The sequence below is a fragment of the Azohydromonas lata genome (assembly GCF_034427735.1).
GTDB lineage: Bacteria > Pseudomonadota > Gammaproteobacteria > Burkholderiales > Burkholderiaceae_C > Azohydromonas > Azohydromonas lata.
In genome coordinates, this window is sequence record NZ_JAXOJX010000069.1 from 1 (window position 1) to 26,187 (window position 26,187).

Below are 26,187 nucleotides of genomic sequence, written 5' to 3' on the forward strand. Positions count from 1 at the left end.
AAGGGCAAACCCTTGTCAACTGCTTGGGTATTTAAAACACCTTTTGCAGCCCACCCGACAAATCCACCGGGCGGCTCGCCTGCGGAGTTTGCGCAAACATGCACATACCACCGCCAAAACCCGTTGGATCCCTCAAGGACCCTTTATGGACGGATTTTTCCTGTCTGCCGCAAGGCACGGAAAAACCAATTCCACCTGGTTTTGGAGACAACATCAAAGCCGCGTCCTGAATTTGAACGCCAACCCTGGTGTGTCTGCGAGGGGCGCGAGTATACATAGCCATTGCAGGCGGGCGAGGCTTTTTGCAAAAAAAGCGTTGAGCCGCCCGCCAGGCACGCCAAAGCCGCCGCTTATCCTCCCGCGCATGCCTTACCGCTCCGACGTCCGACTTCCCTTCGTCTCATCGGCCCGCGCGACACCTTCGCGCCCAGGCGCCGGGCGCTTCGGCGCGCTTTCCCTGCTGCTGGCAGCAACGCTGGCGGCAGGCTGCGCCTCCAAGCCCGTGCCGCCCATGCCTTTGGAGTCGCTGGAGGACGTGGGCCGCAAGATTGCCGAACGGCCTTGCGAGAACCCCGACCACATAGACACCCGGCCACAGCCCAATTTGCACGACCCCAAGGTGACCGACGAGGTCATAGAGACGCACTGCCCCGGCTGGGTCGTGACCGTCTACGTCGCCAACGGCACCCAGCCGCCCAAGCTGCTGCCGGCCAGCGTGCAGCTCACGGTGAAGCACCCGCGCCTGCCCCAAGACCTGCAAGTCGGCAGCAGCGCCGCCCAAGTGCTCGCGCGCCTGGGTCCGCCCACCGTGCGCGACCCCGCCGCGCTGGCCTACCGCCTGGGATGGGACAGGCCGGACGGCGACGTGCTGCGCTTCATCCTGCGCCAGGGGCAGGTCGCGGCCATCGAGTGGGCCTGGTACGTCGATTGATAGGGAGCACATGCATGAACGGCACGCATTCCTCCGCTTCCCGAATCCGGCGCCGCCGCCTGCTGGCCACCGCGCTGGCCTTGCCGGCCGCGGGCCTTGCGCGCGCGCAGGCGGCCTGGCCCACGAAACCCATCACGCTGATCGTCCCCTTCGCCCCCGGCGGCATTGCCGACATCACGGCGCGCACGGTGGCGCAGGCGATGTCCAAGTCGCTGGGCCAGACCCTGGTGATAGACAACCGCCCAAGCGCCGGCAGCATCGTGGGCACGCAGGCCGTGGCCAAGGCCGCGCCGGACGGCTACACGGTGCTCCTGATGAGCAACTCCAACGCCGTCAGCGAGGGGCTGTTCAGGAAGCTGCCCTTCAACGTCACGCGCGACCTCGCGCCCGTGGGCACGCTGGGCTTCTTCGACCTGGCCGCCTTCGTGGACGCAGGCTCGCGCTTCAAGCGCTTGGCCGAGGTCATCGCCTACGCCAAGGCCAACCCCGGCAAGCTCACGATAGGCACCATCTCCATAGGCTCCACGCAGCACCTGGCGGCCGAGCTGTTCAAGACCAGCGCGGGCATGGACGCGGTCATCGTGCCCTACAAGTCGTCGGCGGCCGTGCTCAGCGCGCTGCGCGGCGGCGAGATCGACGTGGGCTTCGAGATCCTGGGCCCCTTCCTGTCGCAGGTGAGCGGCGGCACGCTGCGCACCCTGGCCGTCACGTCCGACCAGCGCTTTCCGACGCTGGCCGACGTGCCCACGGTGCAGGAGGCGGGCGTGCGCGGCTACAGCGTCGCGTCCTGGAACGCGCTGGCCGTGCCGGCCGCCACGCCGGCGGCCGTCGTCGCGCGGCTCAACCAGGCCGCCAACGAGGCCCTGTCCACGCCCGCGGTGCAGCAGCAGTTGCAAAAGCTGGGCGTGCGCGCCCAAGGCGGCACGCCGCAGGCGCTGCAATCGCTGCTGGCCTCGGAGATCAAGCGCTGGGCGCAGGTGATGGCCGACGCCAAGATCGAGCGGCAGTGAACCCCCGCGCGGGCTGGGTCGAGAAGGCGTCTAGAGTCGCGCCCTTCTTCGTGTTGAAAGGCCGGCGGCGCCGGCCGTGCCGTTGATCTATGGGACTGTTGGAAGCTGGCCGCGCCTGGGCCCGGCGCATCAAGCGCGACGCGATGACGCTGTGGTTCGCCCGCCGCCACCCGCTCACGCCCTGGTACGCCAAGGCGCTGGGCATGTTCGTGGTGGCCTATGCGCTCAGCCCCATAGACCTGATCCCGGACTTCATCCCGGTGCTGGGCTACTTGGACGACGTGATCCTGCTGCCCGCGCTGATCTGGCTCACCGTGCGGCTGCTGCCGCCGCAGGTGCTGGCCGAGTGCCGCGCGCAGGCCGAGCAGTGGCTGCGCGAGTCGCGGGGCAAGCCGCGCAGCCGCGCGGGGGCGGTGGCCATCGTCGCGCTGTGGCTGGCCCTGGGCCTGCTCCTTGCCTGGTGGCTGCACCGCGAAGGAGTCACATGGCTGAATGGGTGATCGGCTTCATAGAGCAGCACGGCTACCTCGGCATTGCCGCGCTGATGCTGGCCGAGAACCTGTTCCCGCCCCTGCCTTCCGAACTGATCATGCCGTTTGCCGGCTTCCTGGCCGCCGGCGGCAAGCTGAGCACGGCGGGCGTCGTGGCCGCGGGCGCGCTGGGCGCGCTCCTGGGCGCCTGGCCCTGGTACCTGGCCGGGCGCTGGCTCGGTTGCACGCGGCTCAAGCGCCTGGCCGAGCGCCATGGCCGCTGGCTGACCGTCACGCCGGACGACATCGACCGCGCCGAGCGCTGGTTTGCCCGCCGCGGCCCGGTGGTGCTGGTGCTTGGGCGGCTGGTGCCCGCGGTGCGCACGGTGGTGTCGCTGCCGGCCGGGCTGGCGGCCTTGCCGCCGCTGCGCTTTGCGCTGTGGACGCTGCTGGGCTCCGCGCTGTGGTGCAGCCTGCTGGCGGCGGCGGGCTTCCTGCTGGAGCAGCAGTACGAGCGCATCGCGGCCTGGATGAACCCGATCACCACCGGCATCCTGATCTTGCTCGTGGCGGGCTACGCCGTCCGCGTGGTCCGGCACGGGCGGCATTGAGGCATTGAGGCGTTGCCATGGGTACCGCGCGCACTGGCGCGCTTGAGCGGCGCGTCCGTGCCTTCCCGCTCGCGGCCGGTTCTCGCCACTTTTTCACGTCGCAGGCAGGTGCCGCGCTTCACAGGCCCACCTTGTCAGCCGACTTAAAGCTGAAGACCCCACGCCCACGCCGCCCAAGCGGCGGCGCCCACCGCCCCATGCCCCCGGACATCGCACCCACCATTGCCTACCGCCCAACGCCCTGGCTGGCGCGGCGCGGCCATGGCGCCGCCGGCCTGGGCTGCCTGGCGCTCCTGGCGGTGCTGGCCTTGTTCGAATGGCTGGTGCGCATGCGCCTGGAGGCCGGCGGCGCGCTCACGCTGCTGCTGCTGGCCGTGGCGGCTGGCGGCTGCCTGCTGCGCGCCATGGAGGCGCAGCGGCGGCTGTCCGACGATTTGCAGGGCGCGCTGGCGCAACTGCACGACCTGGCGCGCGCCGTGGACGCCCACCTGGCCGTGGACGTGGCCGACGCGAAGGGACGGCTGCTGCGGGTGAACGAGCGCTTCAGCCGGCTGGCGCAGTACGGCAGCGAGGAACTGGCGGGCCGTGACTTGGGCCAACTGGAGGCGGACCAGCAGCCGGGAGCCTTGGGTGCGGCCCTGGCCGCCCTGCCCCCGCAAAGCCTGTGGCAGGGCGAGGTGCGCTGCAGGGCCCGCGACGGCAGCCGGCGCTGGCTGGAAACCACGCTGGTGCCGCTGCGCAGCGGGCCGGGCGATGCGGCGCGCTGGCTGGCGCTGCGCACCGACCTCACCGCGCAGCGCCTGGTGGAGGAGCAGTGCCGCCAGGCCCAGGCGCACGCGGTCGGACTGAGCCGGCAACTGGTGCAGGTGGCGGCCGTGGACCTGCTCACCGGCCTGGCCGATCGCCACCACCTGCAATGCAATCTCGCTTCCGAGATGGGCCGCTCGCAGCGCAGCGGCCTGCCGCTGGCGCTGCTGATGATCGAGGTGGACGACTTCCAGGACTACCGCGACCGCTACGGCCCCGCGCAGGCCGACGCCTGCCTGCAGCGCCTGGCCATGGCCGCACGCAACGTGCAGCGCCGCCCGGGCGACCTCGTGGCGCGCTGGAACGCGCAGGGATTCGCGATGCTGCTGCCCGACACCGACGCGGCGGGCGGAATGGCCATGGCGGAGTTGCTGAGGGTGAGCGTGGAAGCGCTGCGGCTGCCGCACGAAGGCAGCCCGTTGGGCCACGTGAGCGTGAGCGTAGGCGTGTATGCCGTCTGCCCCGCGCTGGATGCCGCCGCCGACGAGCTGCTCCAGGCCGCCAGCGAGGCCTTGCAATACGCCAGGCAGTTCAGGCGCAACCGCACGCGGCTGCACCGGGACACCTTCACGACCAACGCTTAGGCACTGCCCTCGTAAACACCGCAGCCGACGCCACATTTTCCCGCCGCCGCCCATGCAACGCCCCCCCAAAGTCCCTGACGAGGACGCGCGACTGAAGGCGCTGCACGCGATGCGGCTGCTGGACACGCCGGCCGAGAAGCGCTTTGACTGGCTGGTGGAATACGCCGCGCGCGAGCTGCGCATGCCCATGTCGCTGATTTCGCTGGTGGACGGGCACCGCCAGTGGTTCAAGGCCCGCGTTGGGCTGGACGTGAGCGAGACGGCGTGCGACGTCGCCTTCTGCGCGCACGCGATCGCCAGCGACGAGATCTTCATCGTCGAGGACGCAACCAGGGACCCGCGCTTTGCCGACAACCCGCTGGTCACCGGCGAGCCGCGCATCCGGTTTTACGCGGGCGCGCCGCTGAAGTCGCCGGACGGTCACCGCATAGGCACGATCTGCGTGCTGGACACGCAACCGCGCCGGCTGGAGCCGCAGGAGCTGGCCATCCTGGACGCGCTGCGCGCCGTGTTCAACGCCGACGTGCGCATGAAGCGCGGGCGGCTGGGCAGCGGCCAGGAGCAGGCGGCGGGCGGCTGATCGCCGCCGCGCCGCGGCGCACGCGGGATGCGCGCGGGATCAGGAGGCCGGCGTTTCGTCGGCCGGTGCCGACGGTACGGCCGGCACGTCGGCGGCGGCTTGAGCGGCCACGGGAGCGGCCTTCTTGCGCGCGGCCTTGCGGGCGGCGGGCTTCTTGGCCGGCGCGGGCGCGGGTGCGGCCACGGGGGCCGGCGCGGGCGCAGCCGCTTCCACCACGGGGGCGGCCTTGGCAGCAGCCTTCTTGGCGGCAGCCTTCTTGGCCGGGGCTTTTTCGGCAGGGGCCGGCGCGGGGGCGGGGGCCTTCACGGCAGCCTTCTTGGCGGCGGCCTTCTGGGCCACGGGAGCGGCAGCGCCGCGCGGGGCACGGCCTTCTTCCATGCCGAAACGGCGGGCGAGCTTGGCGTCCTGCGTGGCGAGGTGGGCTACCTTGTTGCCCACGGGCTGCTCCAGCTTCACGCCGCCGGCCTCATCCATCTTGGCCAGCGTCTGCGCCAGCTTGCCCACGGCGCGGGCGAGCTGCTTGAAGGTCGTGGCGCCGTCGGCCAGCTTGGCCAGCTCCACCTTCAGGCGGAAGGTCGTGGCGGCCACGGGCTGCACGGCCTTGGGGGCGGCTTGCTTGGCCACCGGCGCGGCCTTCTTGGCCACCGGCGCTGCCTTGCGCGGCACGGGCGCGGGCTGCTTCAGCAGGCTCTTGCCGGCGGGCTTGGCAGCGGCCTTGGCCGTGGTCTTGGGAGCGGCGGCCTTCTTACCGGCCACGATCTTCTTGGTAGGCATCCTGTGTTCTTTCTCAACGATACGGTCACTGGGACCAACGGCCGATTATTGCCCGCCGCGTCAGCGGGCCCGCAAAACGTCCAGCTCCGACACCGTTGAACCCTGGTTGCCCCAGGACTGGCGCACGTAAGTCGCCACGGCCGCGATGTCCCGCTCGGACAGCAGTTGCTTGAACGGCGGCATGCCGTAGGGCCTCGGGTTGCCCTGCGTGGCCGGCGGAAAACCCCCGTGCAGCAGGGCTTTTACGAGGTTGTTGGGCGAGGCCATGGTGGCCGCGCGGTTGCCTGCCAGCGCCGGGTAGGCGCCCGGTGCGCCCTGGCCCGCGTCGCCATGGCAGGCGGCGCAATGGTCGCCATAGAGCTTGCCGCCCAGCTTCAACGTCTGCGCGCCCGCACGCTCCGCGGGCGCCTCAGCGTCCGGTGCGGCGGGCAGCGATTGCAAATAGACCGCCATGGCGCGCAGGTCCGCGTCGCTCAGGTGCTGGGTGCTGCCGTAGACGACCTCCGCCATCGGCCCCATGGCGGCGCCCCGCAAGGTGAACCCCGTGCCCAGCAGTTGGGCGATCTCGTCCACGCTCCACGGCGCCGCGCCGGCCTCGCCATGGCCAGGGGCCAGCGGGGGCGCGTACCAGTTCTGCATGGGAATGAGGCCGCCGCCCAGGGCCTGCGCGCTTTCGGTGGCCCCCATCCAGTTGCGCGGCGCGTGGCAGGCCACGCAATGGCCCAGGCCCTGCACGAGGTAGCTGCCGCGGTTCCACTGCGCCGTTTTCGCCGGGTCCGGCTCGAAGCGCGCGGGCCGGAAGTACAGCGCCCGCCACACGGCCAGCGAGGCCTGCAGCTTGTAGGGAAAGCGCAGCGCGTGCGCGTCGTTGCGGCGCGCCACGGGGGCGAGGGTTTGCAGGTAGGCGAAGAGCGCGTCCGAGTCCTCGCGCGTGACCAGCGTGTAGTTGGGGTAGGGGAAGGCCGGGTACAGCAGCCGCCCGTCGCGCGAGCGGCCGTTGTGCAGGGCGCGCCAGAACTCGCCGGCCGTCCAGGCGCCCAGGCCCGTGTCGCGGTCCGGCGTGAGGTTGGGCGCCACCACGGTGCCGAAGGGCGTTTCCAGCGGCCGGCCGCCCGCGTAGGGCTCGCCGCCACGCGCGGTGTGGCAGCACATGCAGTTGCCCGCGCGCGCCAGGTAGGCGCCTCGGACGATGGCTTCGGGGTCGGCCGGCGCGCTCTCGCCGGCCGTGGCGTTCAGCGGCGCTTCGCCGCGCACGTTGAGCCAGGCGACCAGCGCGGCCAGCAGCGCCAACGCCACCACGGCCACGGCGGCGCCGCGCAACAACTTCGACAGACGCGCGCTCATTGCAGGCCGCTCCCGCAGTCGATGGGCAGCGGCAGGTGCACGGGCTGCTGCGCCGGTTTCGCGTCCACGGGCGCGGGCTGCGCAGACAGCCAGGCCGCCACGGCGCTGACGTCCTGCGCCGTGAGGCGGCGCGCGATGGTGGACATGCAGTCGGGCTCGGCGGCGCGGCGCTGGCCGGTCTGCCAGGCGCCGAGCTGGCCCGTGACGTAGTCGCGCGACAGGCCAATGAGCCCCGGCACCGCGGGCACCACGCCCGTCATGCGCTCGCCGTGGCAGGCCGTGCAGGCGGGGATGCCCCGGCGCGGGTCGCCTTCGCGCACCAGCGCCGCGCCCAGCGCCAGTTGCTGCGGCGGCGCGGTGGGGACCGGGGGCGCGGCGTAGGGCAGGTTCTGGCCGGCGAAGTAGCCGGCGATCTCGCGCAGGTAGTCGTCCGGCAGGTGCTCCACGAGGTAGGCCATGGTGGCGTTGTGGCGCCTGCCGTCGCGAAAATTCACGAGCTGGTTGAACAGGTAACCAGCCGGTTTGCCGGCGATGCGGGGGAAGTAGCCCTCGCTGGTCGCCCTGCCCTCCTTGCCATGGCACACCGTGCAGGCTTGCAGGCGCTGGGCCATGGTGTCGGGCACAGGCGCCGCCTGGGCGGCCTGCGCCGAAGCGGCCAGCGCCATCAGGCTGGCCCAAAGTGGAAACTTCATGGCTGGTGCTCCGGCAAGGGGACTTGGTGGTTCACGCCGTGGATCAAGCCGCCAGTTGCGCGCAGGCGAGCTGGCCCAGGGTACGCAGCGCGTCGTCGAAACGCTCGTCGCCGCCCTGGCCGTAGTTCAGGCGCACGCAGTTGGCAAAGCGCCGGTCGGCCGAGAAGAGGTGGCCGGGCGCGAGGCTGATGTTTTGCGACAGGGCCAGGCGGTGCAGCGTGAGCGCGTCCACGCCCTGCGGCAGTTGCACCCACAGGAAGTAGCCGCCCTCGGGGCGCGTCACGCGCGTGCCCGCCGGGAAGTGCTTGGCGATGCCGCGCAGCGCACGGGCCTGGCTGTCGGCCAGCGCCTGGCGCAACTGGCGCAGGTGGCGGTCGTAGCCGCCTTGCTGCAGGTAGTCGCACAGCGCCTCCTGCGGCGCCACGGCGTTGCCCAGCGTCGTCATGAGTTTCAGCCGCTGCACCCGCTCGGCGAAGCGGCCGGCGGCGGTCCAGCCGACACGGTAGCCGGGGGCGAGATTCTTCGAGAAGGAGCTGCAGTGCATCACCAGCCCCTGGCGGTCGAAGCTCTTGCACGGCAGCGGGCGGCGCAGGCCGAAGTACAGCTCGGCGTAGACGTCGTCCTCGATCAGCGGCACCTCGTGGCGGGCAAGCAGCTCCACCAGGGCGCGCTTGTTCTCCTCCGGCATCAGGCTGCCCAGCGGGTTCTGGAAATTGGGCATGAACCAGCAGGCTTTCACCGGGTGCTGGGACAGCACCTGCGCCAGCGACGCCAGCTCCACGCCGTGGCGCGGGTGGGTGGCCACCTCCACCGCGCGCAACTGCAGCCGCTCCAGGGCCTGCAGCGCGGCGTAGAAGGTGGGCGACTCCACGGCCACCACGTCGCCGGGCCGGGTAACGGCCTGCAAGCAGAGGTTGAGCGCCTCCATGGCGCCGTTGGTGATGACGATCTCGCGCGTGTCCAGGCCCAGGCCGGCGGACACATAGCGCAGGCCGAGCTGGCGGCGCAACCGCTCGCTGCCGCTGGTGAGCTCCTCCACGATGCGCTGCGGCTCCAGCCGCCGCATGGCGGGCGAGAGGCAGCGCGCGAGCTTGTCCAGCGGAAACAGGCGCGGCGAGGGGAAGGCCGAGCCCAGCGGCACCACGTCGGCCTGGCGCGTGGAGCCCAGCACCTCGAAGACCAGCTCGCTGATGGCCACGGGCGTCGATTCCCCGGCCGGCGGCGCCGTGGCGGGCTCCACCCCGCCGGCCGCGCGCAGGGCGTTGACGTAGTAGCCCGACCGGGGGCGGGCCTGGATGAGGCCCCGGGCCTCCAGGAGGTAATAGGCCTCGAACACCGTCGAGGGGCTGATGTGGCGGCTGCCGCTGGCCTGGCGCACGGAAGGCAGGCGGTCGCCCGCACGCAGCACCTGCGTGCGTATGAGCTCGGCGATCTCGTCCGCGTATTGCTCGTAGCGCTTCATGAGCCGCGCCGCTGATGTGGTGCTTGATGCATGGCTGAAGACTGTACTGATCCGGTCCCCGCTGCGGGACAAAGGCCTGCGCCAGGGCATCTGATACGGTCTTTTGGCTGGACTTCTGAGTCTTACCGGATCAGTTGTGCGCCGGCACAGTCTGTGGCCAACGAAGCCCACACGCCGCACCAGGCCCGCACGCATGCACGACACCCAGGACGCCGCCCCGGCGCTGCCGCTTTCCTGCCGCCAGTGGCTGCAGGAGCACGCCCCCAGCCTGGACCGCAGCACCCGCCACGCCGGTGCGCTGCTGCCGCTGTTCGCCCGCCATGGCCTGCTGTGCGAGGACGCCACGGACGCGCAAGCGCTGGACGCCGTGGCCGAGGTGTCTGCCCACTCCCTGGCCGCGGGCGGCGTGCTGGCGGCGCAGATGAGCTTCATGGCGCTGCTGCGGCACGCTCCCAACGTGGCGCTGAGCGAGCACCTCATGCCTGCGCTGCTGGACGGCAGCCTGGCCGGCTCGCCGGCACTGACGCCGGCGTTCGCGCACCTGGCCCACGGCACGGCATTGCAAGTGCGGGCCACCGAGACGCCGCGCGGCTGGAAGCTCAACGGCGCCGTGCCCTGGGCCGTGAACCTGCAGCACGACGGCCACGCGGTGGCGCTGCCCGTGGCCTTCGAGGGCATGAAGGATTTCTGCGTCGTGGTGCTGGGCAGCGAGGAAAGCGGCCTGACGCGCACGGTGGACCCATCCACCGTCGCCCTGCGCGGGCTGCGCGCGGCGGCGCTGCGCCTGGAGCAGGTGCACTTCCGCGAGGACGAGCTGCTGCACGTCGAGGGCTCGCAGGCCGTGCGCCAGGCGCTGCCCCTGTGCCTGGGCCTGCAATGCGCCATGGCGCTGGGCGTGGCGCGCGGGGCGCTGGCCGCCCGCGAGGACAGCCCGGCCGGTGCCGACGCCGACGCGCCGCGCCTGCACGCGCAACTGGCCAAACAGCACGCCGCCCTGGCCGACGGTTTCCAAGACCACCGCTTTGCCGGCGCCACGCCGGCGCTGCTGAAACATCGCGCCCGCCTGCTGGCGCTGGCACGAACCGCCACGCGGGCCGAGCGAGGCGAAAACGCCTTCCTGGCCGAGGGCGACGGCGCCGCGGCGCGCCGGGCGCGCGAGATCACCTTCCTGTCGCTGCTGCGGCCGGCCTCCGCCGCTTCCGCGTCCTCCTCTTCACTTTCCACTTCTGCGAGCCAGCCATGAGCTCAGCGCAACGCGTCATCCCCATCCAGCCCACGCCCGGCGGCGCCAACAAGCCGCCGCCCATGTTCCAGCCGCGCCAGACGGTCTACGCCCGCGCCGTGAGCGGCCGCTTCGCCTCCTGGCGCTGGGTGCTGGTGTGGATCACGCAACTGGTGTTCTACGGCTTGCCCTGGCTCGCCTGGAACGGCCGGCAGGCGGTGCTGTTCGACCTGGAGACGCGGCGCTTCTACCTGCCGGGGCTGGTGCTGTATCCGCAGGACTTCATTTACCTGAGCGCGCTGCTGGTGCTGTCGGCCCTGGCCCTGTTCTTCTTCACCGCCGTGGCCGGGCGGCTGTGGTGCGGCTTTGCCTGCCCGCAGACGGTCTACACCGAGATGTTCATGTGGCTGGAGCGGCGCATCGAGGGCGACCGCCTGGCGCGCATGCGGCTGGACAAGGCGCCGTGGTCGGCCGGGAAGCTGGCCCGCAAGGGCGCCAAGCAGGCGGCGTGGATCGCGCTGAGCCTGTGGACGGGGTTCACCTTCGTCGGCTACTTCACGCCCATACGCGAGCTTGGGCAGGCGGCGCTGACGCTGGGACTTGGGCCGTGGGAGGCGTTCTGGTGCGGCTTCTACGCGCTGGCGACCTACGGCAACGCCGGTTTCCTGCGCGAGCAGGTGTGCAAGACCATGTGCCCCTACGCGCGCTTCCAGGGCTCGCTGATGGACCAGGACTCGCTGGTGGTGGCCTACGACAGCCGCCGGGGCGAGTCGCGCGGCTCGCGTTCGCGCAACGCCGACCCCAAGGCGCTGGGCCTGGGCGACTGCGTGGACTGCACGCTGTGCGTGCAGGTCTGCCCGACCGGCATAGACATTCGCGACGGCCTGCAGATGGAGTGCATAGGCTGCGCCGCCTGCGTGGATGCGTGCGACCAGGTGATGGACAAGATGGGCTACGCCCGCGGCCTGGTGCGCTTTGCCACGTTGCGCGGCATGGAGCAGGGCTCACCCAAGCCGCAGATGTGGCGCCGGCTGTGGCGTCCGCGGGTGCTGATGTACGGCAGCCTGCTGCTGGCGGTGGCCACGGCCTTCGTGGCGGGGCTGGCGCTGCGCGCCCCGGTGCGCGTGGACGTGCTGCGCGACCGCGGCGTGATGGCGCGGCAGGTGGAGGACGGCGCGGTCGAGAACGTCTACCGCGTGCTGGTGATGAACGCCACCGAGGTGCCGCAGCGCTACCGCGTGAGCGTCTCCGGCCTGCCGGGGCTGGCCGTGGCGGGCGACGCGGAGCTCACGTTGCCCCCGGCCGGCGAGCGTGCGGTGCCCCTGCGCGTGCGGCTGCCGGCCGACGCGGCGCAAGCGCAAAGCGAGCGGGTGCTGCCCATACAGATCGAAGTGGCGCCGCTGGCCGAGGGCGGCCCCGCGCGCGGCGTGCGCGAGCCCAGCACCTTCGTCCTGCCGCGCTGAAGGCGCATGGCGGGCAGCCGGGATACTTCAGGCCATGAAGTTGTCGTTTGAACGGGTCGGCGCCCAGGGTTGGCGCGGATTGAAACTGCTGGCCGCCGGCGCGCTCCTGGGCGGCCTGCAGTGGGCGGGAGATGCGCTGGTGGCGTGGAGCGGCTGGCCCTTGTCCGGCTCCGTGGTGGGGATGCTGCTGTTGCTGGCGCTGCTGGCCCTGCGCGGCGGCGTGCCGCGCAGCGTGGACGCGGTCACCGCCCCGCTGCTGCGCCACCTGATGCTGCTGCTGATTCCTTCCGTGGCGGCGGTGAGCCTCTATGCCGCGCTGCTGTGGCAGCACGCCGTGGCTTTCGCAGTCGTGGCCGTGGTGGCGACCACGCTGACCCTGGCCGTCACGGCCTGGGTGCTGCAGCGGCTGCTGGCGAAGCAGCGCGCTTCCGGGACATGAGCGGCGCTGCCTTGTTGTGGCCGCTGCTGACGCTGGTGGCCTACGCGGCGGCGCTGTGGCTGTACCGGCGCAGCCATCACCACCTGCTGTGCCTGCCGGTGCTCACGGGCACGGCCATGGTGGTGGGCCTGCTGGCGCTCACCGGCACGGGCTACCCGGCCTATGCGCAGGCGACCAAAGCGCTGCGCTGGCTCAGCGGCCCGGCCGTGATCGCGCTGGCCGTGCCGCTGTACCGGCAGATGGCGCAACTGCGCCGGCAGGCGGTGCCGCTGCTGCTGTCGCTCGTGGCCGGCTGTGCGACGGCGGTGCTCTCCACCCTGGCGCTGGCCCGGCTGTTGGGCGCGCCGCACGAGGTGGCGCTGTCACTGGCGCCCAAGTCGGCCACCATGCCGATTGCCATGGCCGCAGCCGAGCGCGCGGGCGGCATTGCGGCGCTGGCGGCCATGGCGGTGGTGGCCACCGGCGTGCTGGGAACGCTGCTGGCCGGGCCGGTGTTCAAGCGGCTGCGGGTGGAGGACGGTGATGTCCAAGCCTTCACCTTGGGCTTGGCCGCGCACGCGATAGGCGTCGCGCGCACGCTGCAGGCGCGGCCGGAGGCGGCGGCGTTCGCGGCGCTGGCCATGAGTGCCAATGGGGTGCTGACGGCTTGCTTGGTGGCGGTGGTGGCGGGGTGGGTTTAGACCTCACGCCATGAGCCATTTACGAATGAAGCTGCTGAAGCAGCGTTTTGAGGCAGTACTGCTCACGACAGACCATGTCAAACCATAGCTCAGTCATCCCCGCAATGATGGATTTGATCCCCATCTTCTTTTTTGCTTTCAAGATTCTCGTGTTCGGCGCGGGAATGTTCTTCGCCATCAAGTGGCATTACGACAAGGAGAAGAAGGAGAAGGAAAAAAGAAGAAATAACGGAAGCGGCCATTGAGCATTCAGCACCCCGCCGCCCGCCCGCCTCAGCCGTCCACCGGGTTCAGCGGCGTGTCCAGCAGCAGTTGATAGAAGGCCAGGTCCAGCCAGCGGCCGAACTTGAAGCCCACCTGGGGCAGCGTGCCCACGTGCTTGAAACCCAGGCGCTCGTGCAGCGCGATGCTGCCGGCGTTGGCGGCGTCTATGCCGCCCACCATGGCGTGCACGCCGTGCTCGCGGGCGGCGGTGATCAGCGCCTGCATCACCTTCAGGCCCAGGCCCTGGCCGCGGTGGTCCTTGTGCACGTACACCGAGTGCTCCACCGAGTACTTGTAGGCCGGCCAGGCGCGGAAGGTGCCGAAGCTGCCGAAGGCCAGGAGCGTGCCGGCCTCGTCCTCGATGCCTATGACCGGGAAGTTGCCCTTGTCCTTGGCGGCGAACCAGGTCTCCATGCTGGCCAGCGGGCGCGGCTGGTAGTCGTACAGCGCCGTGGAGGTCGCGATGGCTTCGTTGAAGATGTCCAGGATGGCTTGCGCGTGCCGGGCGTGCGTGCATTGGACGATGGCGTGCTGTGTCATGCGGACCTGCCGGAGATGTCGGTGTTGCTGGCCAAGGCCAGCACGTAGCGCGCTGGCTGGGGGTGGGGGTTGTGGAAGGTGATGCGCTCGCCCAGCTCCAGGGCCAGGCAGTCGCCGGTGGCGAGGTGCCAGGTCTGATCGTCGAGGCTGACGTCCATGGCGCCCTCCATCACCCAGAGCTGCTGGTGGATGCTGACCCGGCGCACCGGGTTGTCGAACACCACCGTCTCCCCGCCGGGGAAGCACACTTCCACCAGCTCCAGCGGCGACGCGATGCCGGCCGGCGAGAGGTGGCGGCGCGTGTAGGCGGACGCGGGGTCGGTCCACAGCGGTTGATCCGCGCGGCGCGACACCGGCGAGGGCTGCGCGCGCTGCGCCTCGCCGGCAAACAGCGTGGGCAGCGGGACGCCCAAGGCATCGGCCAGCTTGTTGAGCACGGCGGCGGTTGGGCTGGTTTCCCGGCGCTCGATCAAGGAAATCATGGAGCGGCTGACGCCGCTGAGCTCGGCCAGTTGCTCCAGCGTCAGGCCGCGCGCCTTGCGAAGGTCCCGGATGCGGGTGGCGAGAAGGGCATCAACGTCCATGAAATCCAGTTTACTGGAAATTCAATCCATCAAACAGGAATTGCTCGGAACGCTGGGATTCAGCGCTCTGCTGCCCTGCCGTGGCCAGTGCGGTGGACAGCTCGCCGCGTGCGATCGTGAGCTGTCCGAAGCGGCGCCGGTAGTCGGCCGGCGTCATGCCGGTCTGGCGCTTGAAGAGGGCGCGGAAGAACGCGACGTCCTCGTAGCCCACTTGGGCCGCGATGGCCTGGACCGAGGAGGTGCTGCCTTCCAGCAGCTCGCGCGCGGCGGCCACGCGCAGGTCCTGCACGTAGGCGTTGGGCAGGTTGCCGGTGGCGTCCTTGAAGCGGCGGATCAGGTTGCGCGGGCTCATGCCCACGTGGGCGGCGAGCACTTCGGCCGACACGGGCTCGCGGAAGTGGCGCTGCAGGAACTCCTCGGCGCGGCGAATGCGCTCGTCCGCGTGCGGGCGCGACAGCGGCACGGTGCCGTAGCTGTCCTGGCAGGTGCGGGGCATGCCGACCAGCAGGGCGCGCGCCGACTGCAGCGCGACGTCGCGGCCGCAAAACTTCTCCACGAGGTACAGGCTCAGGTCTATGGCGGCATACACGCCGCCGCCGCAGTAGAGGTTGCTGTCCTCGGTGACGAACTTGTCGGCCTGCCAGTGCACGGCCGGGAAGCGCTGCTGCAGCAACCCGGCCAGCGCCCAATGGGTGGTGGCGCGGCGGCCGTCGAGCAGCCCGGACGCCGCCACGTAGGCCACGCCGGCGCAGACGCCCGCGATGTGCGTGCCGGCGGCATGCGCATCGCGCAGCCACTGCAGCAGCCGCTCGTCGTAGTCGGATTGCTCTATGGGCTCCACGCCCGGCGAGCCGACCAGGATCACGTCGGTGGGGCCGACGTCGGCGAGGGCGCATTGCGGCGTCATGGAGACGCCGTAGGCGCAGGCGGCCGGGCGGCCGTCTATGGAGGCGGTGCGCACGCGAAACCGCGGCTGCGGCACCTGACCCTGCAAGTCCTGCCACAGCAGCCCGGCCGAGTGGAACACCTCGACGGGGCCGAGCGAGGTGGAAATCCAGCCGCCGTCGAGCAGCACGACCGTGACGTCTATGAGCGGCTTCACGGCCGGCCCCGGGTCATCACACGCCCGTCATGGGGTCGATGACGCTGCGCACCTCGCTGACCTTGCTGGCCGGGAAGCCGCTGAGCTTGGCGTGCTCCTGCACGTCGGCCTCGCTCTCGGCGAGGTAGATGCAGAAGGTCTTGTCGTCCACGACGAAGGATTGCACCCACTGCACCTTGCCGTTGAGCTTGGCCAGCGCCTCGTTGGAGGTGGCGGACGCCCCCTTGAGCTGCTCGGCGTTGAGCTGGCCCACGCCGGGAATCTCGCGTTCGATGACGTAGCGCTTCATGTCTTGTCTCCTTCACTTGTCGGTTGAGGAGGCTGCACTGTGCGGCGGTGCGCGGTTGGGAAACAGTGGCGGGAATGACAATGTTGAGGGGGGATTGTGCCAAGGCGTCGGCACGCGGTGGCCCGCCTACCGTCATGCGGCCCCTATCCGCACGCCCTGGGTGTTCATCACCGCGCAGCTTGCAAGCCTTTTGATGGGCATATATGATTCGTATACGTTTCATATATTTAGAGCAGCCATGGGCATTGTGAATATTGACGATGATTTGCATGATCAGATACGCAAGGCCAGCACCGTGTCTTGCCGGTCGATCAACGCGCAAGCGGCTTTCTGGATCAAGGTGGGCATGCTGTGCGAAATGAATCCGACGCAAAGCTTCAATGAAATCGTCGCCCAGGAAATGCGTGCCGCGGGCGTCGTGGCGCGCGCCGACAAGAGGCTTTTGACATGACCAAGCGGCCGGATGAAATTGCGCTGCTTGCAGAATCAGGCAAATTGCTGGCGGATGTATTTGCCCAACTGGATCAATTGAACTTGATCGGCATGTCCACCATGCAGGTCAATGATCTGGTCGACAGCTTTATCGTCAATGAGCTTGAGGCACGCCCGGCGAGCAAAGGGCAGTATGGATATGCCTATGCATTGAACTCGTCCCGCAACGACGTGGTTTGCCACGGTATTCCATCCGCTGCAGAAATCCTGCAAAGCGGGGACATCGTCAATTTCGACATCACGCTGGAGAAGAACGGCTACATCGCGGATTCCAGCAAAACATATTTAGTTGGCGACGTGTCGCCGCAGGCGAAACGGCTGGTGCAAGTGACCTACGAAGCCCTGTGGAAGGGCATCCAGGCGGTCCGTCCAGGCGCCCGGCTCGGTGATGTGGGGCATGCCATCGAGCGGCATGCCAGAAAAAATGGTTATTCGGTCGTGCGGGAATATTGCGGCCATGGCATTGGACGAGAAATGCACGAGGAGCCCCAGGTATTGCATTGGGGCCAGCCTCAAACCGGCCTGATGCTGCGGGAAGGCATGGTCTTCACCATAGAACCCATGCTCAACCAAGGGCGGCCGAATGTCCGAACCGAAAAAGATGGTTGGGCGGTCGTCACGCGCGACGGACAACTGTCCGCGCAATTCGAGCACACCGTCGCCGTAACGAAAGACGGTGTTCAAGTCTTGACGCTGCGCCGCGGAGAAGCGGTGCCCAACTGACGGCCCACCTACTGCGGCCCAAGTATTCCGGCCTGGCCAGGCTGCTTCAATGGGTTTTACACCGGCAACGCCGAAGTCAGTTTCACCCTCTGCATAGGCACTTCGGTCTTGACGCTCTGCACCCCAGGAATCCGCGTCAGGTGATTCTTCAGGAACTGCCGGTAATCATCCAAATCCGCCGCCACCACCCGCAGCAGGAAATCGCAATCTCCCGCCATCAAATGGCACTCCACCACGGCCGGAAGTAATTGCACGGCTTCGGTGAAATGGTCCACCGTGTCCGCGTCCTGGCCCTTGAGCCACACGCGGGCGAACACCGACAAACCCTTGCCGATCTTGGCCGGGCTGAGCACCGCCACGTAGCGCTCGATCACGCCCGCCTCCTCCAGCAGCCGTACCCGGCGCAGGCAGGGCGAAGGCGACAGGCCCACCTCGCGCGCGAGGTCCACGTTCTGCAGGCGCCCGTCGCGCTGCAGGGCTTGCAGGATGCGCCGGTCTATCGCGTCCAGCTCCATTGGCATTCCTTTCCATTCGACGGTTCGATTCTTGGCACGCCATGCCAATCCGGCACCCATGACTGGCAAGAACGGCACCAAATTCTAGAGGGACAAGCAGAGAATTCCACATCTGCTATGGACAGCCTCACCCCCTCCTCTCCCCTGGCCGGCGCCGATGCGGCGGCCGCTTCCACCTCCGATGCCCGCGCCGAAACCTGGCGCGGCCTGCGCGCCTCGCTGCCGGTCATGCTGGGCTTCGTGCCCTTTGCGCTCGTCCTGGGCGCGCAGGCGGCGCAAAAGGGGCTGTCGGCCATCGAGGTGCCGCTGCTCACCGGCCTGAACTTCGCTGGCGGCTCGGAGTTCACCGCCGTGAGGCTGTGGACCTCGCCGCCGCACGTGCTGCTGATCGTGGCCATGTCCTTCCTGGTCAACAGCCGCCACATCCTCATGAGCGCGGCGCTGGCCCCCTACCTGCGCCACCTGCCGCTGGGCCGCGCGCTCACCGCGCTCTTCTTCATGTGCGACGAGTGCTGGGCCCTGTCCCTGGCCGACGCGCGGCGGCGCCGCTCCAGCCGCATCAGCCTGCCCTTCTACCTGGGCGTCTCCGCGGGCCTCTACGGCACCTGGGTGGTGTTCACGGCCCTGGGCGCGCTGCTTGGGCCGGTCCTGGGCGACGTGGAGGCCTACGGCTTCGACATGGCCTTCACCGCCGTCTTCCTCGTCCTGCTGCGCGGCATGTGGAAGGGGCTCAAGCCCGCGCGCCCCTGGCTGGTGAGCCTGGTGGTCGCGGCGCTGACCTACCGGCTGGTGCCGGGCTCCTGGTACGTCGCCGCCGGGGCACTCACCGGCCTGCTCGCCGCCGCGGCCTGGGCGCCCAAGCAATCATGATCGACGCCGCCACCCTGCTCACCATCGTCCTGATGGCCGGGAGCACGTACCTCACCCGCGTGCTGGGCTACCTCGTCCTGCGCAACCGCACGCTCAGCCCCCGGGCCCAGGCCGTGCTGGAGAACGTGCCGGGCTGCGTGCTGATCTCCGTCATCGCCCCGGCCTTCGTGTCCGACCGCCCGGCCGACGTCGCCGCGCTGGCGCTCACGGTGCTGGCCTCCACGCGGCTGGGCATCCTGCCCACGGTGCTGGTCGGTATCGTGTCGGCCGGACTGCTGCGCCACCTCTGGAGCTGATGACGATGACCGCCCCCACCGCCACCCCCATCTCTGTTCGCATCGCCCGCCACGACCGGTTCGTGCAACACGCGCAAGGCCGCCTGTTCACGCGCACCTGGGCGCCGGAGGATGCGTCCGGGGAAGCGGCTGCGGCGGCGCGGCAGGCGGCCCCCATCGTCCTGTTCCACGACTCGCTGGGCTGCGTGGCGCTGTGGCGCGACTTCCCCGAGGCACTGTCCCGCGCCACCGGCCGCCGCGTCGTCGCCTACGACCGCCTGGGCTTTGGCCAGTCGGACCCGCGCGTGGAACGCCCGTCGCTGGATTTCGTGGCCGAGGAGTCGACGCTGTACTTCCCCGCGCTGCGCGAGCACCTGGACTTGCAGCGCTTCGTGGCGCTGGGCCACAGCGTGGGCGGCGGCATGGCCATCCACTGCGCCGCCGACAGCGGCGGCGGCTGCGAGGCCCTCATCACCATCGCCGCCCAGGTCTTCGCCGAGGACCGGACCTTGAACGGCATTCGCGCCGCCCGCGAGCAGTTCCAGGACCCGCGCCAGTTGGAGCGCCTCGTGAAATACCACGGCGACAAGGCGCGCTGGGTGCTGGAGGCCTGGACGGAGAACTGGCTGGACCCGGGCTTCGCCGCCTGGACGCTCTCGCCCGTGCTCCCGCGCGTCGCCTGCCCGGTGCTGGCCATCCACGGCGAGCTGGACGAATACGGCAGCACGCGGCACCCGGCGCTGATCGGCGCGCTGTGCGGCGGGCCGGCGCAGGTGGACATCCTGCCGGGCGTGGGGCACGTGCCGCACCGGGAGGTGGAGGGAAAGGTGCTGGAGTTGATCCGGCAGCGGCTCGGCGCCTGAGTCACGGCCGGCGGCGCTTCAGCGCTGCAACCACTCCCCCAGCGCCGCCGACACCGCCCCCGGCTGCTCCATCGTGCTCATGTGGCCGCTGTCCTCGAACACCGCCAGCCGCGAGCCCGGCACCAGGGCGTGCATTTCCTCGTGGCGCGACAGGGGGCTCCACGCGTCCTGGCGGCCGCAGCCGATCAGCGTCGGACATTGAAGCCCGCGCAGCACGCCGCGCGCATCCGGCCGCGCAAGCAGCGCGTTGATCTGCGCCTCGAACGTGTCCGGCGTCTGCCGCTCGATCATCTGCAGCACCTGCTCGAACAGCGGCGTCTGCAGCCGCGAGGGGTGCACCATCCCCCGCGCCCACTCGCCGCCCATGGCCCGCATGCCCGCCTCGCGCGCCAGGCGCAGCAGCGCCAGGCGCTTGTCGCGCTCGCGCTCGCCGGCCTCGCCCGCGGCCAGCGGGTCCATGCCGGTGTCCAGCAGCGCCAGCCTTTCAACCCGCTGAGGCGCCAGCCGCACCACCTCCAGCGCCACGCGCCCGCCCATGGAGTGGCCGGCCAGCGAAAACCGCTGCGCCGGCACGCTCTCCAACACGTGGCGCGCCATGGCGGTGATGGAGGACAGCCCGCCATACGAAGGCACCACGCCGTCGGCCACCGCCTCCAGCGCCTCGCACTGCGCCGTCCACACGGCGGCGTCGCACATCAGGCCGGGCAACAGCACCACACAAGCTCGCGTCATCACGTCACTTTCAAACAGAGGCTGGAGAACAAGGTCGATCGGGCTATGGGTCAATGCGCCGCCGCGGCGCTGCCGCGCGAATGTCCCGGCAGGTTGCGGCCCGTGCCCATGGCCAGCACGGCCAGGGCGCCGGCCACCAGCGGCAGCGCGTAGGCGTAGTACAGGGAGGCGGGCTGCCAGCCGCCGTCCAGCAGCATGCCGGCCGTCAGCGGCGCCACGATGGCGCCTATGCGCCCAATGCCGATGGCCCAACCCAGCCCCGTGGCGCGCACCGCCGCCGGGTAGGTCACGGGCGCAAAGGCGTACAGGCCCGCCATCGAAGCGAACAGGAACACGCCCATGCCGAACGCCACCGCGAAGGCCAGGCCCAGCGCCCCCGACACCGCGCCGAACAGCGCCGTGAACACCGCATAGACCAGGAAGGCGCCCACGGTGATGTGCGCCAGCCGCATGCGCACCGCCAGCGCGCCAAAGAGGCTGCCGCCCACGATGCCGCCCAAGTTGATCAGCACGCCGCCCGTCACGCCCTGCTGCGCCGACAGCCCCGCCTGCACCAGCAGCTTGGGCGTCCAGCTCAGCGAGAAGTACACGCTGAACATGAGCAGGAAGAAGGCGCCCCACAGCATCAGCGTGGGCCGCGCCAGGCCGTTCTTGAACAAGCCCGCCACCGCGTTGCCCTGCGCCGCCGCGCCGCCCGCGGCGCGCTCCGGCAGTTGCGCCAGCAGCGGCCGCTCCATGAGCGCCACGATGCGGTTGAGCTTCTCCAGCGCCCCCTTGGGACGGCGGGCAATCAGGAAGTCCACCGACTCCGGCAAGCGCCACAGCACCACCGGAATCATCACCGCCGTGGCGAGGCCGCCGAAGGTAAACACCGAGCGCCAGCCGTAGTGCTGCAGCAGCCACGCCGCCGCCAGCCCGCCCAAGGTGGCGCCAATCGGGTAGCCCGTGGCCTGCAGCGCCACGCAGGTGCTGCGCCACTTCAGCGAGGAGTACTCGGCCGTGATGATCCCGACGCTGGCCAGCATGCCGCCTATGCCCACACCGGTGAGCCCGCGCAGGCCCACGAGCTGCACGTGGCTCTGGGCCATGGCCGACAGCAGCATGCCCACGGCAATCACCACCAGGCACAGCACGATGACGGGCTGGCGCCCAACGCGGTCGGCCAGCGGCGCCACGAACAGCGAGCCCGCCGCCATGCCGAACAGGCCCGCGCTGAACAGCAGCCCCAATTGCGCGCCATTGAGCTTCCACTCGCCCGCGACGCTGGAGGCCGTGAAGGCCATCACCAGCACGTCGAAGCCGTCCAGCATCACCAGCATCACGCAGATCGCCACGGCAACCCACTGGAAACGGCTCATCGCGCCCTCTTCGAGCGTCTTGCGAAGGTCGGTCATACAAGTCCTCTGCGGAACAGGTTGTCTCTCTCGGAATCCGGGGCATGAATCGCGCCGCGCCTGGCGCGGGCGGACCCGGGATTTCCACGTGGCCATGACCGGCGCAACGCAGGGCCGCAAGGAGCGGTGTGCCGGCGCCGGGGTCAGCCTTGTTGTGTGAGACGGAGCATCGCCGCCCGGCTCGCGGACGGCCAATGCTGCGCAGGGGCGCTGCTATGCGTTGTGCTTATGGGCCGCGCCGCGGCGGGGTGGGACGAGGCGGGACAAGGAATGCGCGGCGCGCGGGGTCAGGACACGTTTCCATCACCTCGTCCGGCGGCATCGAAGCGTCGTGAGGGGGCGCCTATTTCGTCGCTGCTTCCGTCATTTGCGGTGGAGCCCCAGGGCTTGGCTGATGGTCGCGACGCCGCTTTGGATTTCGCCCAGCACCGACAGCAGCCGGTCGCCCTGCAAGGCCACGTAGGCGGCGGCCGGCTCGGCCAGCCGGGCCAGACCCTGGCGGCCGATGCCGTCCACGGCCAGCACGCGCACCAGGCTGTCGGCCAGGTGCACGGTGTGGCCCAGCGTCGCCAGCGGCACGCCCGCGTCGAAGGGGTCGTGGTGCTGCCCAATGGCCCAGGCCACGGCCTGCGGCAGCCGCCAGTGCAGCGCCAGGTGCTGGCCCATCGCCGCATGGCCCAGGCCCAGCATCCGCTGCTCGGCCTCGCCCAGCGGCATCTCGCCACGCGCGTGCAGCGCCAGCGCCTGCGCCATGGCCTGCGGCCACAGCACGGCCATGGCCAGGCGGCCCATGTCATGCAGCAGCCCGGCCATGAAGGCCGAGGGCTCGTCCTGCTCAAGCTGCCGCGCCAGCGCCTGCGCAGCCAGCGCCGTGGACAGGGCATGGCGCCAGAAGCCCACGAAATCGAACCCCGGCACCCGCGCCGGCGTGAACTGGTTGGACACCATCACCGTGGCCACCAGGTTGGAAGTGGTGCGCCGGCCCAGGATGGCCACCGCGTCCTGCACCCGCAGCACGCGCCCGGCCACGCCGTAGAAGGAGGAATTGGCCAGGCGCAGCGTGCAGGCGGCCAGCGCCGCGTCCTGCTCCAGGGGCTGCGCGCATTGCTGCAAGCCCAGCCGGTCGTCCTGCAAGGCCTGCAGCGCCTTGAGCGCGGCCTGCGGCAGCGGCGGCAGCGAAGAGAGCCGCCGCAACAGCTCGCCGGGTTGGGCACCGGGTTCGCCGCAGCGCGCGGCGGCGTCGCCCAGCGCGTCGGACGCGGGCGCCGCGCTGGCCGCGCCGGCACTGGCGGAGGGGGGGCAGGTGCAGGTTTGCATGGTCAGCTCACGGCAAGCGCCCGGGGCGCTTGCGCCCGCGGCCGCAACAACAGCAGCCGGCCCTGTGCGGGCTCGCCGGCCTGCCAGCAGAGAGAGGGAATGCGTTCAAGGTGATGCCAACTTCTTCCTGAACCTGCGCCAAGGCGACAGTGCCGCCAACTCCCCTGCCATCGGTTTTTTCGCGCAGGAGTTAAGACGACTCAAGGTTTTTTCCAATTCCGGCGCGCGGGCGACGCGACTGTTTCCCAGCCGCTCGGCAGAACGCACCTGCCGGCGCAGCTCAGGGTGCGACATGGCTGCCGGGGAAAAGCGGGGCGCTTCGTCGGCCCTGTGGCAAGAGCGCCGCGCACCCTCATCCGTCATACCCGCGAAAGCGGGTCTCTACGCCTGCCGGGGTGCTGGCGCGCCGACGCCACCCCTGGGCGACGCCGTTCGAAGGCCCCACCTCGGCGCTCGTGGATGCCCGCTTTCGCGGGCACGACGCAGTAGGGAGCGACGCGCCTGGGCTGACGGGATGCCAACGCGCGGCACGGCCGCCGCTGCCTCTCACGGCCCAGGCACCGCGTGCGCACGGGCAAGCTCACCCATGGCGTGATGCCCCCGAAAAATCCCGCACCACGCGGGACTTCTCGGCGCCCAAGCTCAGCGCGGCGGTGCCGCCAGCAGGGCCGTGAGCCGCTCGGGGTCCGGCGGCTTGACGAGGTAGTCGTCAAAGCCGGCGTCCAGGGCGCGCTGGCGGTCGGCCTCCTGTCCGTAGCCGGTCACGGCCACGACCAGCGCTTGGGCCGTCTGCGGCCGCGCGCGCAGCCGCCGCGCCAGCTCGCAGCCGTCCATGCCGGGCAGGCCGACGTCCAGCAGGAACACGTCGAAGGGCTCCTGCAGCACGCGCTCGAGCGCGGCGTCGGAGGCGTGCTCCACGGCCACGTGGTGGCCGGCCTCGCCCAGGTAGAGCGCCAGCATGCGCGCGGCGTCCTGGTTGTCGTCCACCACCAGGATGCGCCGCGCCACGGCCGCCGCCGCGGGCAGGGCCTGCGCACCGCCCGCCGGCGCATCGGCCTGCACGCGCAGCAGCGGCAGCCGCACGGTGAACTCGCTGCCCTGGCCGGCGCCGCTGCTGTAGCAAGCCACCGTGCCGCCGTGCAAGTCCACCAGGCTTTTCACCAGCGCCAGGCCCACCCCCAGGCCACCCTGGGCGCGGTCGGTGCTGCGCTCGGCCTGGACGAAGAGGCCGAACACCTTGGGCTGCAGCGCCGCCGGCATGCCGATGCCGTTGTCGCGCACGGTGATGACGACCTCGTCGCCCTCCACGTGCAGGACCAGGGCGATCTCGCCGCCGCTGGGCGTGTACTTGGCCGCATTGCCCAGCAGGTTGGTGAAGATCTGCACCAGCCGCTTCTGGTCGCCCAACACCCAGGCGTCACCGGCGGGCTGCTCCACGGCCAGGTGGTGCCGGCGCGCCTCCACCAGCGGGCGCACCTGCTCCACGGCATGGGCGGCCACGCTCTTGAGGTCCTGCGGCTGGCGGTCGATGTTCACCAGGCCACGCGTGACGCGGGAGACGTCCAGCAGGTCGTTGACCAGGGCCGTCATGTGGCGCACCTGGCGCGTGATGATCTCGCTGGTGCGCTTGACCTGCGCCTGCGGCAGCCGGCCCAGGCTCAGCACCTCGGCGGCGGTGCTGATGGGCGCCAGCGGGTTGCGCAGCTCGTGGGCGAGCATGGCCAGGAAGTCGTCCTTGCGCTCGTGCTCGCCGCGCAGCTCCCCGGCCAGCGCCTCGGCGCGCTGGCGGGCGCGCACCTGCTCCGTCACCTCGTAGGCGAAGACCAGGATGCCGCTGATGTGCCCGCTCTGCGCATCGCGCAGCGGCTGGTAGACGTAGTTGAAGAACACTTCCTCCAGCCCGGAGCGCTCATCGCCCCGGCGCAGCAGCGTGGGCTCCTCCTGGCCCACGTGCGCCTGGCCGCTGCGGTAGACCTCGTCGAGGATGCGCGGGAAGGGCTGGTCGCGCATTTCCGGCAGCGCCTCGCGCAGCGGCCGGCCGATGAGGTCGCGCGGGCCGATCAGCGCCTGGTAGACCGGGTTGACCAGCTCGAACACGTGATCCGGCCCCTGCAGCACCGCAATGCCGGCGGGCACCTGCAGGAAGAGGTCGCTCAGGTGCTGGCGCTGGCGCTCGCGCGCCTGCAGCAGGCTGGCGCGCTGCAGCGCCGAGGCGAGCTGCGCGGTGACGGACTCCAGGAAGGCGCGATAGCGCTTATCGAAGTGCAGCCGCGGGCTCAGGCCGAAGGCGATCACGCCCAAGGGCGCAGCGCCGGCCACGCCCTCCATGGGCAGCAGCAGCACGTAGGGGTCGGCGCCGGAGCGCGCGGCGTCGGCTTGCTCGCCCACCCATTCCTGCCCGTTGCGCTCGACCACGCGGCGCGCGGCGGCGTCGAGTTGGGCGCGCCTGTCCGGGTCGCTGCCCGCACCGGCGCCCTCGGTTTCGCCGGCCAGCAAAAGGCACTCGCGCTCCGCGTTCCAGAGGTAGACCAGGGCGAAGGGAACATCGCGCGGGTTGCGGCTGAGCGCGGCGATGGCGTCGGCCACGGGCTCCAGCGAGCCGCTGGGCGTGAGCATGCGCAGCGTTTCGGCGCGGCGCTCGCTCAGCACGGTGGCGGTCACCTCGAACACCGGCTGCAGGAGGCCGGCGATGCGGCCCTCGTCGTCGCGCAGCGGGCTGAAGGTGAAGGTGAAATAGGCCTCTTCCTCGAAGCCGTAGCGGGTGACGGGAATGTGGGCCTGGCGCACCTCGACCACGTCGCCCTGGTCCAGCACGCGGCGCATCCAGGGGTAGATCAGCGGATAGGTGTCGGGCCACGACTCGCGGTAGGAGGCACCGAAGTAGGCCGGGTGGCGCGGCCCCATGATCACCGCGTAGCCGTCGTTGTAGATCTGCGTCTGCTCGGGACCCCAGAAGATGATGGCCGGCGAAGGCAGCTCCATCACCATGTCCACCAGGCTCAGCAGGCTGCGCGGCCAGGCGTCCATGGGGCCCAGCGGCGTGCGCGCCCAATCGAAGGCCTGGAGCAGCCGCTTGGCCTCGGAATCCCGGTGCGAGATTTCGACAGGTTGAATGTCCGATTCCCGAGCTCGCTCCATGTTTTACGGTGCCTGTGAGA

29 protein-coding genes are annotated in these 26,187 nt (G+C 70.4%); 16 read left to right on the plus strand and 13 right to left on the minus strand.

All coding sequences use genetic code 11. From position 1 onward, the window contains the following. Positions 1-364: 364 nt before the first annotated feature. From SM757_RS27970 to SM757_RS27995, 6 genes are all read left to right on the plus strand, one after another. Positions 365-931 (plus strand): hypothetical protein, encoded by a 567-nt coding sequence (locus SM757_RS27970; protein WP_322467880.1) that lies wholly within the window; start codon positions 365-367, stop codon positions 929-931. Positions 932-945: 14 nt separating this feature from the next. Beyond that, positions 946-1,941 (plus strand): tripartite tricarboxylate transporter substrate-binding protein, encoded by a 996-nt coding sequence (locus tag SM757_RS27975; RefSeq protein ID WP_322467881.1) that lies wholly within the window; start codon positions 946-948, stop codon positions 1,939-1,941. A gap of 89 nt (positions 1,942-2,030) precedes the next feature. Further along, the gene (locus SM757_RS27980) at positions 2,031-2,441 is read left to right on the plus strand and encodes a YkvA family protein (protein WP_066340673.1); all 411 of its coding nucleotides are present in this window, start codon (positions 2,031-2,033) and stop codon (positions 2,439-2,441) included. After that, entirely contained in the window at positions 2,426-3,022 is a 597-nt protein-coding gene (locus SM757_RS27985; RefSeq protein WP_322467882.1) for a DedA family protein, read from the plus strand. Before SM757_RS27980 ends, SM757_RS27985 begins: the two co-directional genes overlap by 16 nt. A gap of 197 nt (positions 3,023-3,219) precedes the next feature. Beyond that, the gene (locus SM757_RS27990) at positions 3,220-4,413 is read left to right on the plus strand and encodes a GGDEF domain-containing protein (protein ID WP_322467883.1); all 1,194 of its coding nucleotides are present in this window, start codon (positions 3,220-3,222) and stop codon (positions 4,411-4,413) included. Positions 4,414-4,465: 52 nt separating this feature from the next. Continuing rightward, a complete protein-coding gene (locus SM757_RS27995; RefSeq protein ID WP_322467884.1) occupies positions 4,466-4,993 on the plus strand; it encodes a GAF domain-containing protein in 528 nt (175 codons plus the stop codon). A gap of 39 nt (positions 4,994-5,032) precedes the next feature. On the opposite strand, the gene SM757_RS28000 is transcribed toward SM757_RS27995, so the two are convergent. Genes SM757_RS28000 through SM757_RS28015 form a run of 4 tightly spaced genes read right to left on the minus strand, consistent with a single transcriptional unit; the run spans position 5,033 to position 9,265 of the window. Further along, positions 5,033-5,767, minus strand: a complete 735-nt coding sequence (locus SM757_RS28000) for a hypothetical protein (protein WP_322467885.1) — start codon at positions 5,765-5,767, stop codon at positions 5,033-5,035. A gap of 60 nt (positions 5,768-5,827) precedes the next feature. Beyond that, the gene (locus SM757_RS28005) at positions 5,828-7,111 is read right to left on the minus strand and encodes a c-type cytochrome (protein ID WP_322467886.1); all 1,284 of its coding nucleotides are present in this window, start codon (positions 7,109-7,111) and stop codon (positions 5,828-5,830) included. Continuing rightward, positions 7,108-7,803 (minus strand): c-type cytochrome, encoded by a 696-nt coding sequence (locus SM757_RS28010; protein WP_322467887.1) that lies wholly within the window; start codon positions 7,801-7,803, stop codon positions 7,108-7,110. The genes SM757_RS28005 and SM757_RS28010 overlap by 4 nt, the downstream gene beginning before the upstream one ends. Positions 7,804-7,846: 43 nt before the next feature. Next, positions 7,847-9,265 carry an aminotransferase-like domain-containing protein gene (locus tag SM757_RS28015; protein ID WP_066340658.1) on the minus strand — a complete coding sequence of 473 codons (1,419 nt, stop codon included), beginning with the start codon at positions 9,263-9,265 and terminating at the stop codon, positions 7,847-7,849. A 193-nt stretch (positions 9,266-9,458) separates the two neighbouring features. Between SM757_RS28015 and SM757_RS28020 the strand changes: the two genes are divergently transcribed. From SM757_RS28020 to SM757_RS28040, 5 genes are all read left to right on the plus strand, one after another. Next, complete coding sequence (locus tag SM757_RS28020; protein WP_322467888.1) at positions 9,459-10,508, plus strand: hypothetical protein; 1,050 nt, start codon at positions 9,459-9,461, stop codon at positions 10,506-10,508. Further along, positions 10,505-11,950 (plus strand): cytochrome c oxidase accessory protein CcoG, encoded by a 1,446-nt coding sequence (ccoG, locus tag SM757_RS28025; RefSeq protein WP_322467889.1) that lies wholly within the window; start codon positions 10,505-10,507, stop codon positions 11,948-11,950. The genes SM757_RS28020 and ccoG overlap by 4 nt, the downstream gene beginning before the upstream one ends. Positions 11,951-11,984: 34 nt before the next feature. Beyond that, positions 11,985-12,389: a CidA/LrgA family protein gene (locus SM757_RS28030; protein WP_322467890.1), complete on the plus strand. Its 405-nt coding sequence runs from the start codon at positions 11,985-11,987 to the stop codon at positions 12,387-12,389. Beyond that, entirely contained in the window at positions 12,386-13,069 is a 684-nt protein-coding gene (locus SM757_RS28035) for an LrgB family protein (RefSeq protein WP_322467891.1), read from the plus strand. The genes SM757_RS28030 and SM757_RS28035 overlap by 4 nt, the downstream gene beginning before the upstream one ends. A gap of 74 nt (positions 13,070-13,143) precedes the next feature. After that, complete coding sequence (locus tag SM757_RS28040) at positions 13,144-13,314, plus strand: hypothetical protein (protein WP_157119157.1); 171 nt, start codon at positions 13,144-13,146, stop codon at positions 13,312-13,314. Positions 13,315-13,342: 28 nt separating this feature from the next. Here SM757_RS28040 and SM757_RS28045 read toward each other — a convergent pair whose 3' ends face one another. Genes SM757_RS28045 through SM757_RS28060 form a run of 4 tightly spaced genes read right to left on the minus strand, consistent with a single transcriptional unit; the run spans position 13,343 to position 15,848 of the window. Further along, positions 13,343-13,873, minus strand: coding sequence for a GNAT family N-acetyltransferase (locus SM757_RS28045; RefSeq protein WP_322467892.1), 531 nt, complete (start codon positions 13,871-13,873; stop codon positions 13,343-13,345). Then, the gene (locus tag SM757_RS28050) at positions 13,870-14,457 is read right to left on the minus strand and encodes a helix-turn-helix domain-containing protein (protein WP_066340639.1); all 588 of its coding nucleotides are present in this window, start codon (positions 14,455-14,457) and stop codon (positions 13,870-13,872) included. The genes SM757_RS28045 and SM757_RS28050 overlap by 4 nt, the downstream gene beginning before the upstream one ends. A 10-nt stretch (positions 14,458-14,467) precedes the next feature. Further along, positions 14,468-15,559 carry a GlxA family transcriptional regulator gene (locus tag SM757_RS28055; protein WP_322467893.1) on the minus strand — a complete coding sequence of 364 codons (1,092 nt, stop codon included), beginning with the start codon at positions 15,557-15,559 and terminating at the stop codon, positions 14,468-14,470. 16 nt (positions 15,560-15,575) lie between these two features. Next, entirely contained in the window at positions 15,576-15,848 is a 273-nt protein-coding gene (locus SM757_RS28060; protein WP_066340635.1) for a DUF4242 domain-containing protein, read from the minus strand. A gap of 238 nt (positions 15,849-16,086) precedes the next feature. Between SM757_RS28060 and SM757_RS28065 the strand changes: the two genes are divergently transcribed. Beyond that, positions 16,087-16,299 carry a ParD-like family protein gene (locus SM757_RS28065; RefSeq protein WP_066340633.1) on the plus strand — a complete coding sequence of 71 codons (213 nt, stop codon included), beginning with the start codon at positions 16,087-16,089 and terminating at the stop codon, positions 16,297-16,299. Next, on the plus strand, positions 16,296-17,063 hold the full coding sequence (map, locus tag SM757_RS28070; protein WP_322467894.1) for a type I methionyl aminopeptidase: 768 nt from the start codon (positions 16,296-16,298) through the stop codon (positions 17,061-17,063). The genes SM757_RS28065 and map overlap by 4 nt, the downstream gene beginning before the upstream one ends. Before the next feature lie 56 nt (positions 17,064-17,119). Here the strand turns inward: map and SM757_RS28075 are convergent, their stop codons facing one another. Next, positions 17,120-17,578: an Lrp/AsnC family transcriptional regulator gene (locus SM757_RS28075; protein WP_066340622.1), complete on the minus strand. Its 459-nt coding sequence runs from the start codon at positions 17,576-17,578 to the stop codon at positions 17,120-17,122. 117 nt (positions 17,579-17,695) lie between these two features. Between SM757_RS28075 and SM757_RS28080 the strand changes: the two genes are divergently transcribed. Genes SM757_RS28080 through SM757_RS28090 form a run of 3 tightly spaced genes read left to right on the plus strand, consistent with a single transcriptional unit; the run spans position 17,696 to position 19,586 of the window. Beyond that, the gene (locus SM757_RS28080; RefSeq protein ID WP_322467895.1) at positions 17,696-18,448 is read left to right on the plus strand and encodes an AzlC family ABC transporter permease; all 753 of its coding nucleotides are present in this window, start codon (positions 17,696-17,698) and stop codon (positions 18,446-18,448) included. Continuing rightward, positions 18,445-18,744, plus strand: coding sequence for an AzlD family protein (locus SM757_RS28085; protein WP_322467896.1), 300 nt, complete (start codon positions 18,445-18,447; stop codon positions 18,742-18,744). Before SM757_RS28080 ends, SM757_RS28085 begins: the two co-directional genes overlap by 4 nt. A gap of 5 nt (positions 18,745-18,749) precedes the next feature. Further along, positions 18,750-19,586 (plus strand): alpha/beta fold hydrolase, encoded by an 837-nt coding sequence (locus SM757_RS28090; RefSeq protein WP_322467897.1) that lies wholly within the window; start codon positions 18,750-18,752, stop codon positions 19,584-19,586. Positions 19,587-19,604: 18 nt separating this feature from the next. Here SM757_RS28090 and SM757_RS28095 read toward each other — a convergent pair whose 3' ends face one another. From SM757_RS28095 to SM757_RS28110, 4 genes are all read right to left on the minus strand, one after another. Then, a complete protein-coding gene (locus SM757_RS28095; RefSeq protein ID WP_066340612.1) occupies positions 19,605-20,318 on the minus strand; it encodes an alpha/beta fold hydrolase in 714 nt (237 codons plus the stop codon). 50 nt (positions 20,319-20,368) lie between these two features. Next, positions 20,369-21,712: an MFS transporter gene (locus SM757_RS28100; protein ID WP_066340609.1), complete on the minus strand. Its 1,344-nt coding sequence runs from the start codon at positions 21,710-21,712 to the stop codon at positions 20,369-20,371. A gap of 363 nt (positions 21,713-22,075) precedes the next feature. Then, positions 22,076-23,029, minus strand: a complete 954-nt coding sequence (locus SM757_RS28105; RefSeq protein ID WP_066340606.1) for an HDOD domain-containing protein — start codon at positions 23,027-23,029, stop codon at positions 22,076-22,078. 642 nt (positions 23,030-23,671) lie between these two features. Continuing rightward, positions 23,672-26,167, minus strand: coding sequence for an ATP-binding protein (locus SM757_RS28110; protein WP_322467898.1), 2,496 nt, complete (start codon positions 26,165-26,167; stop codon positions 23,672-23,674). Positions 26,168-26,187 lie beyond the last annotated feature (20 nt).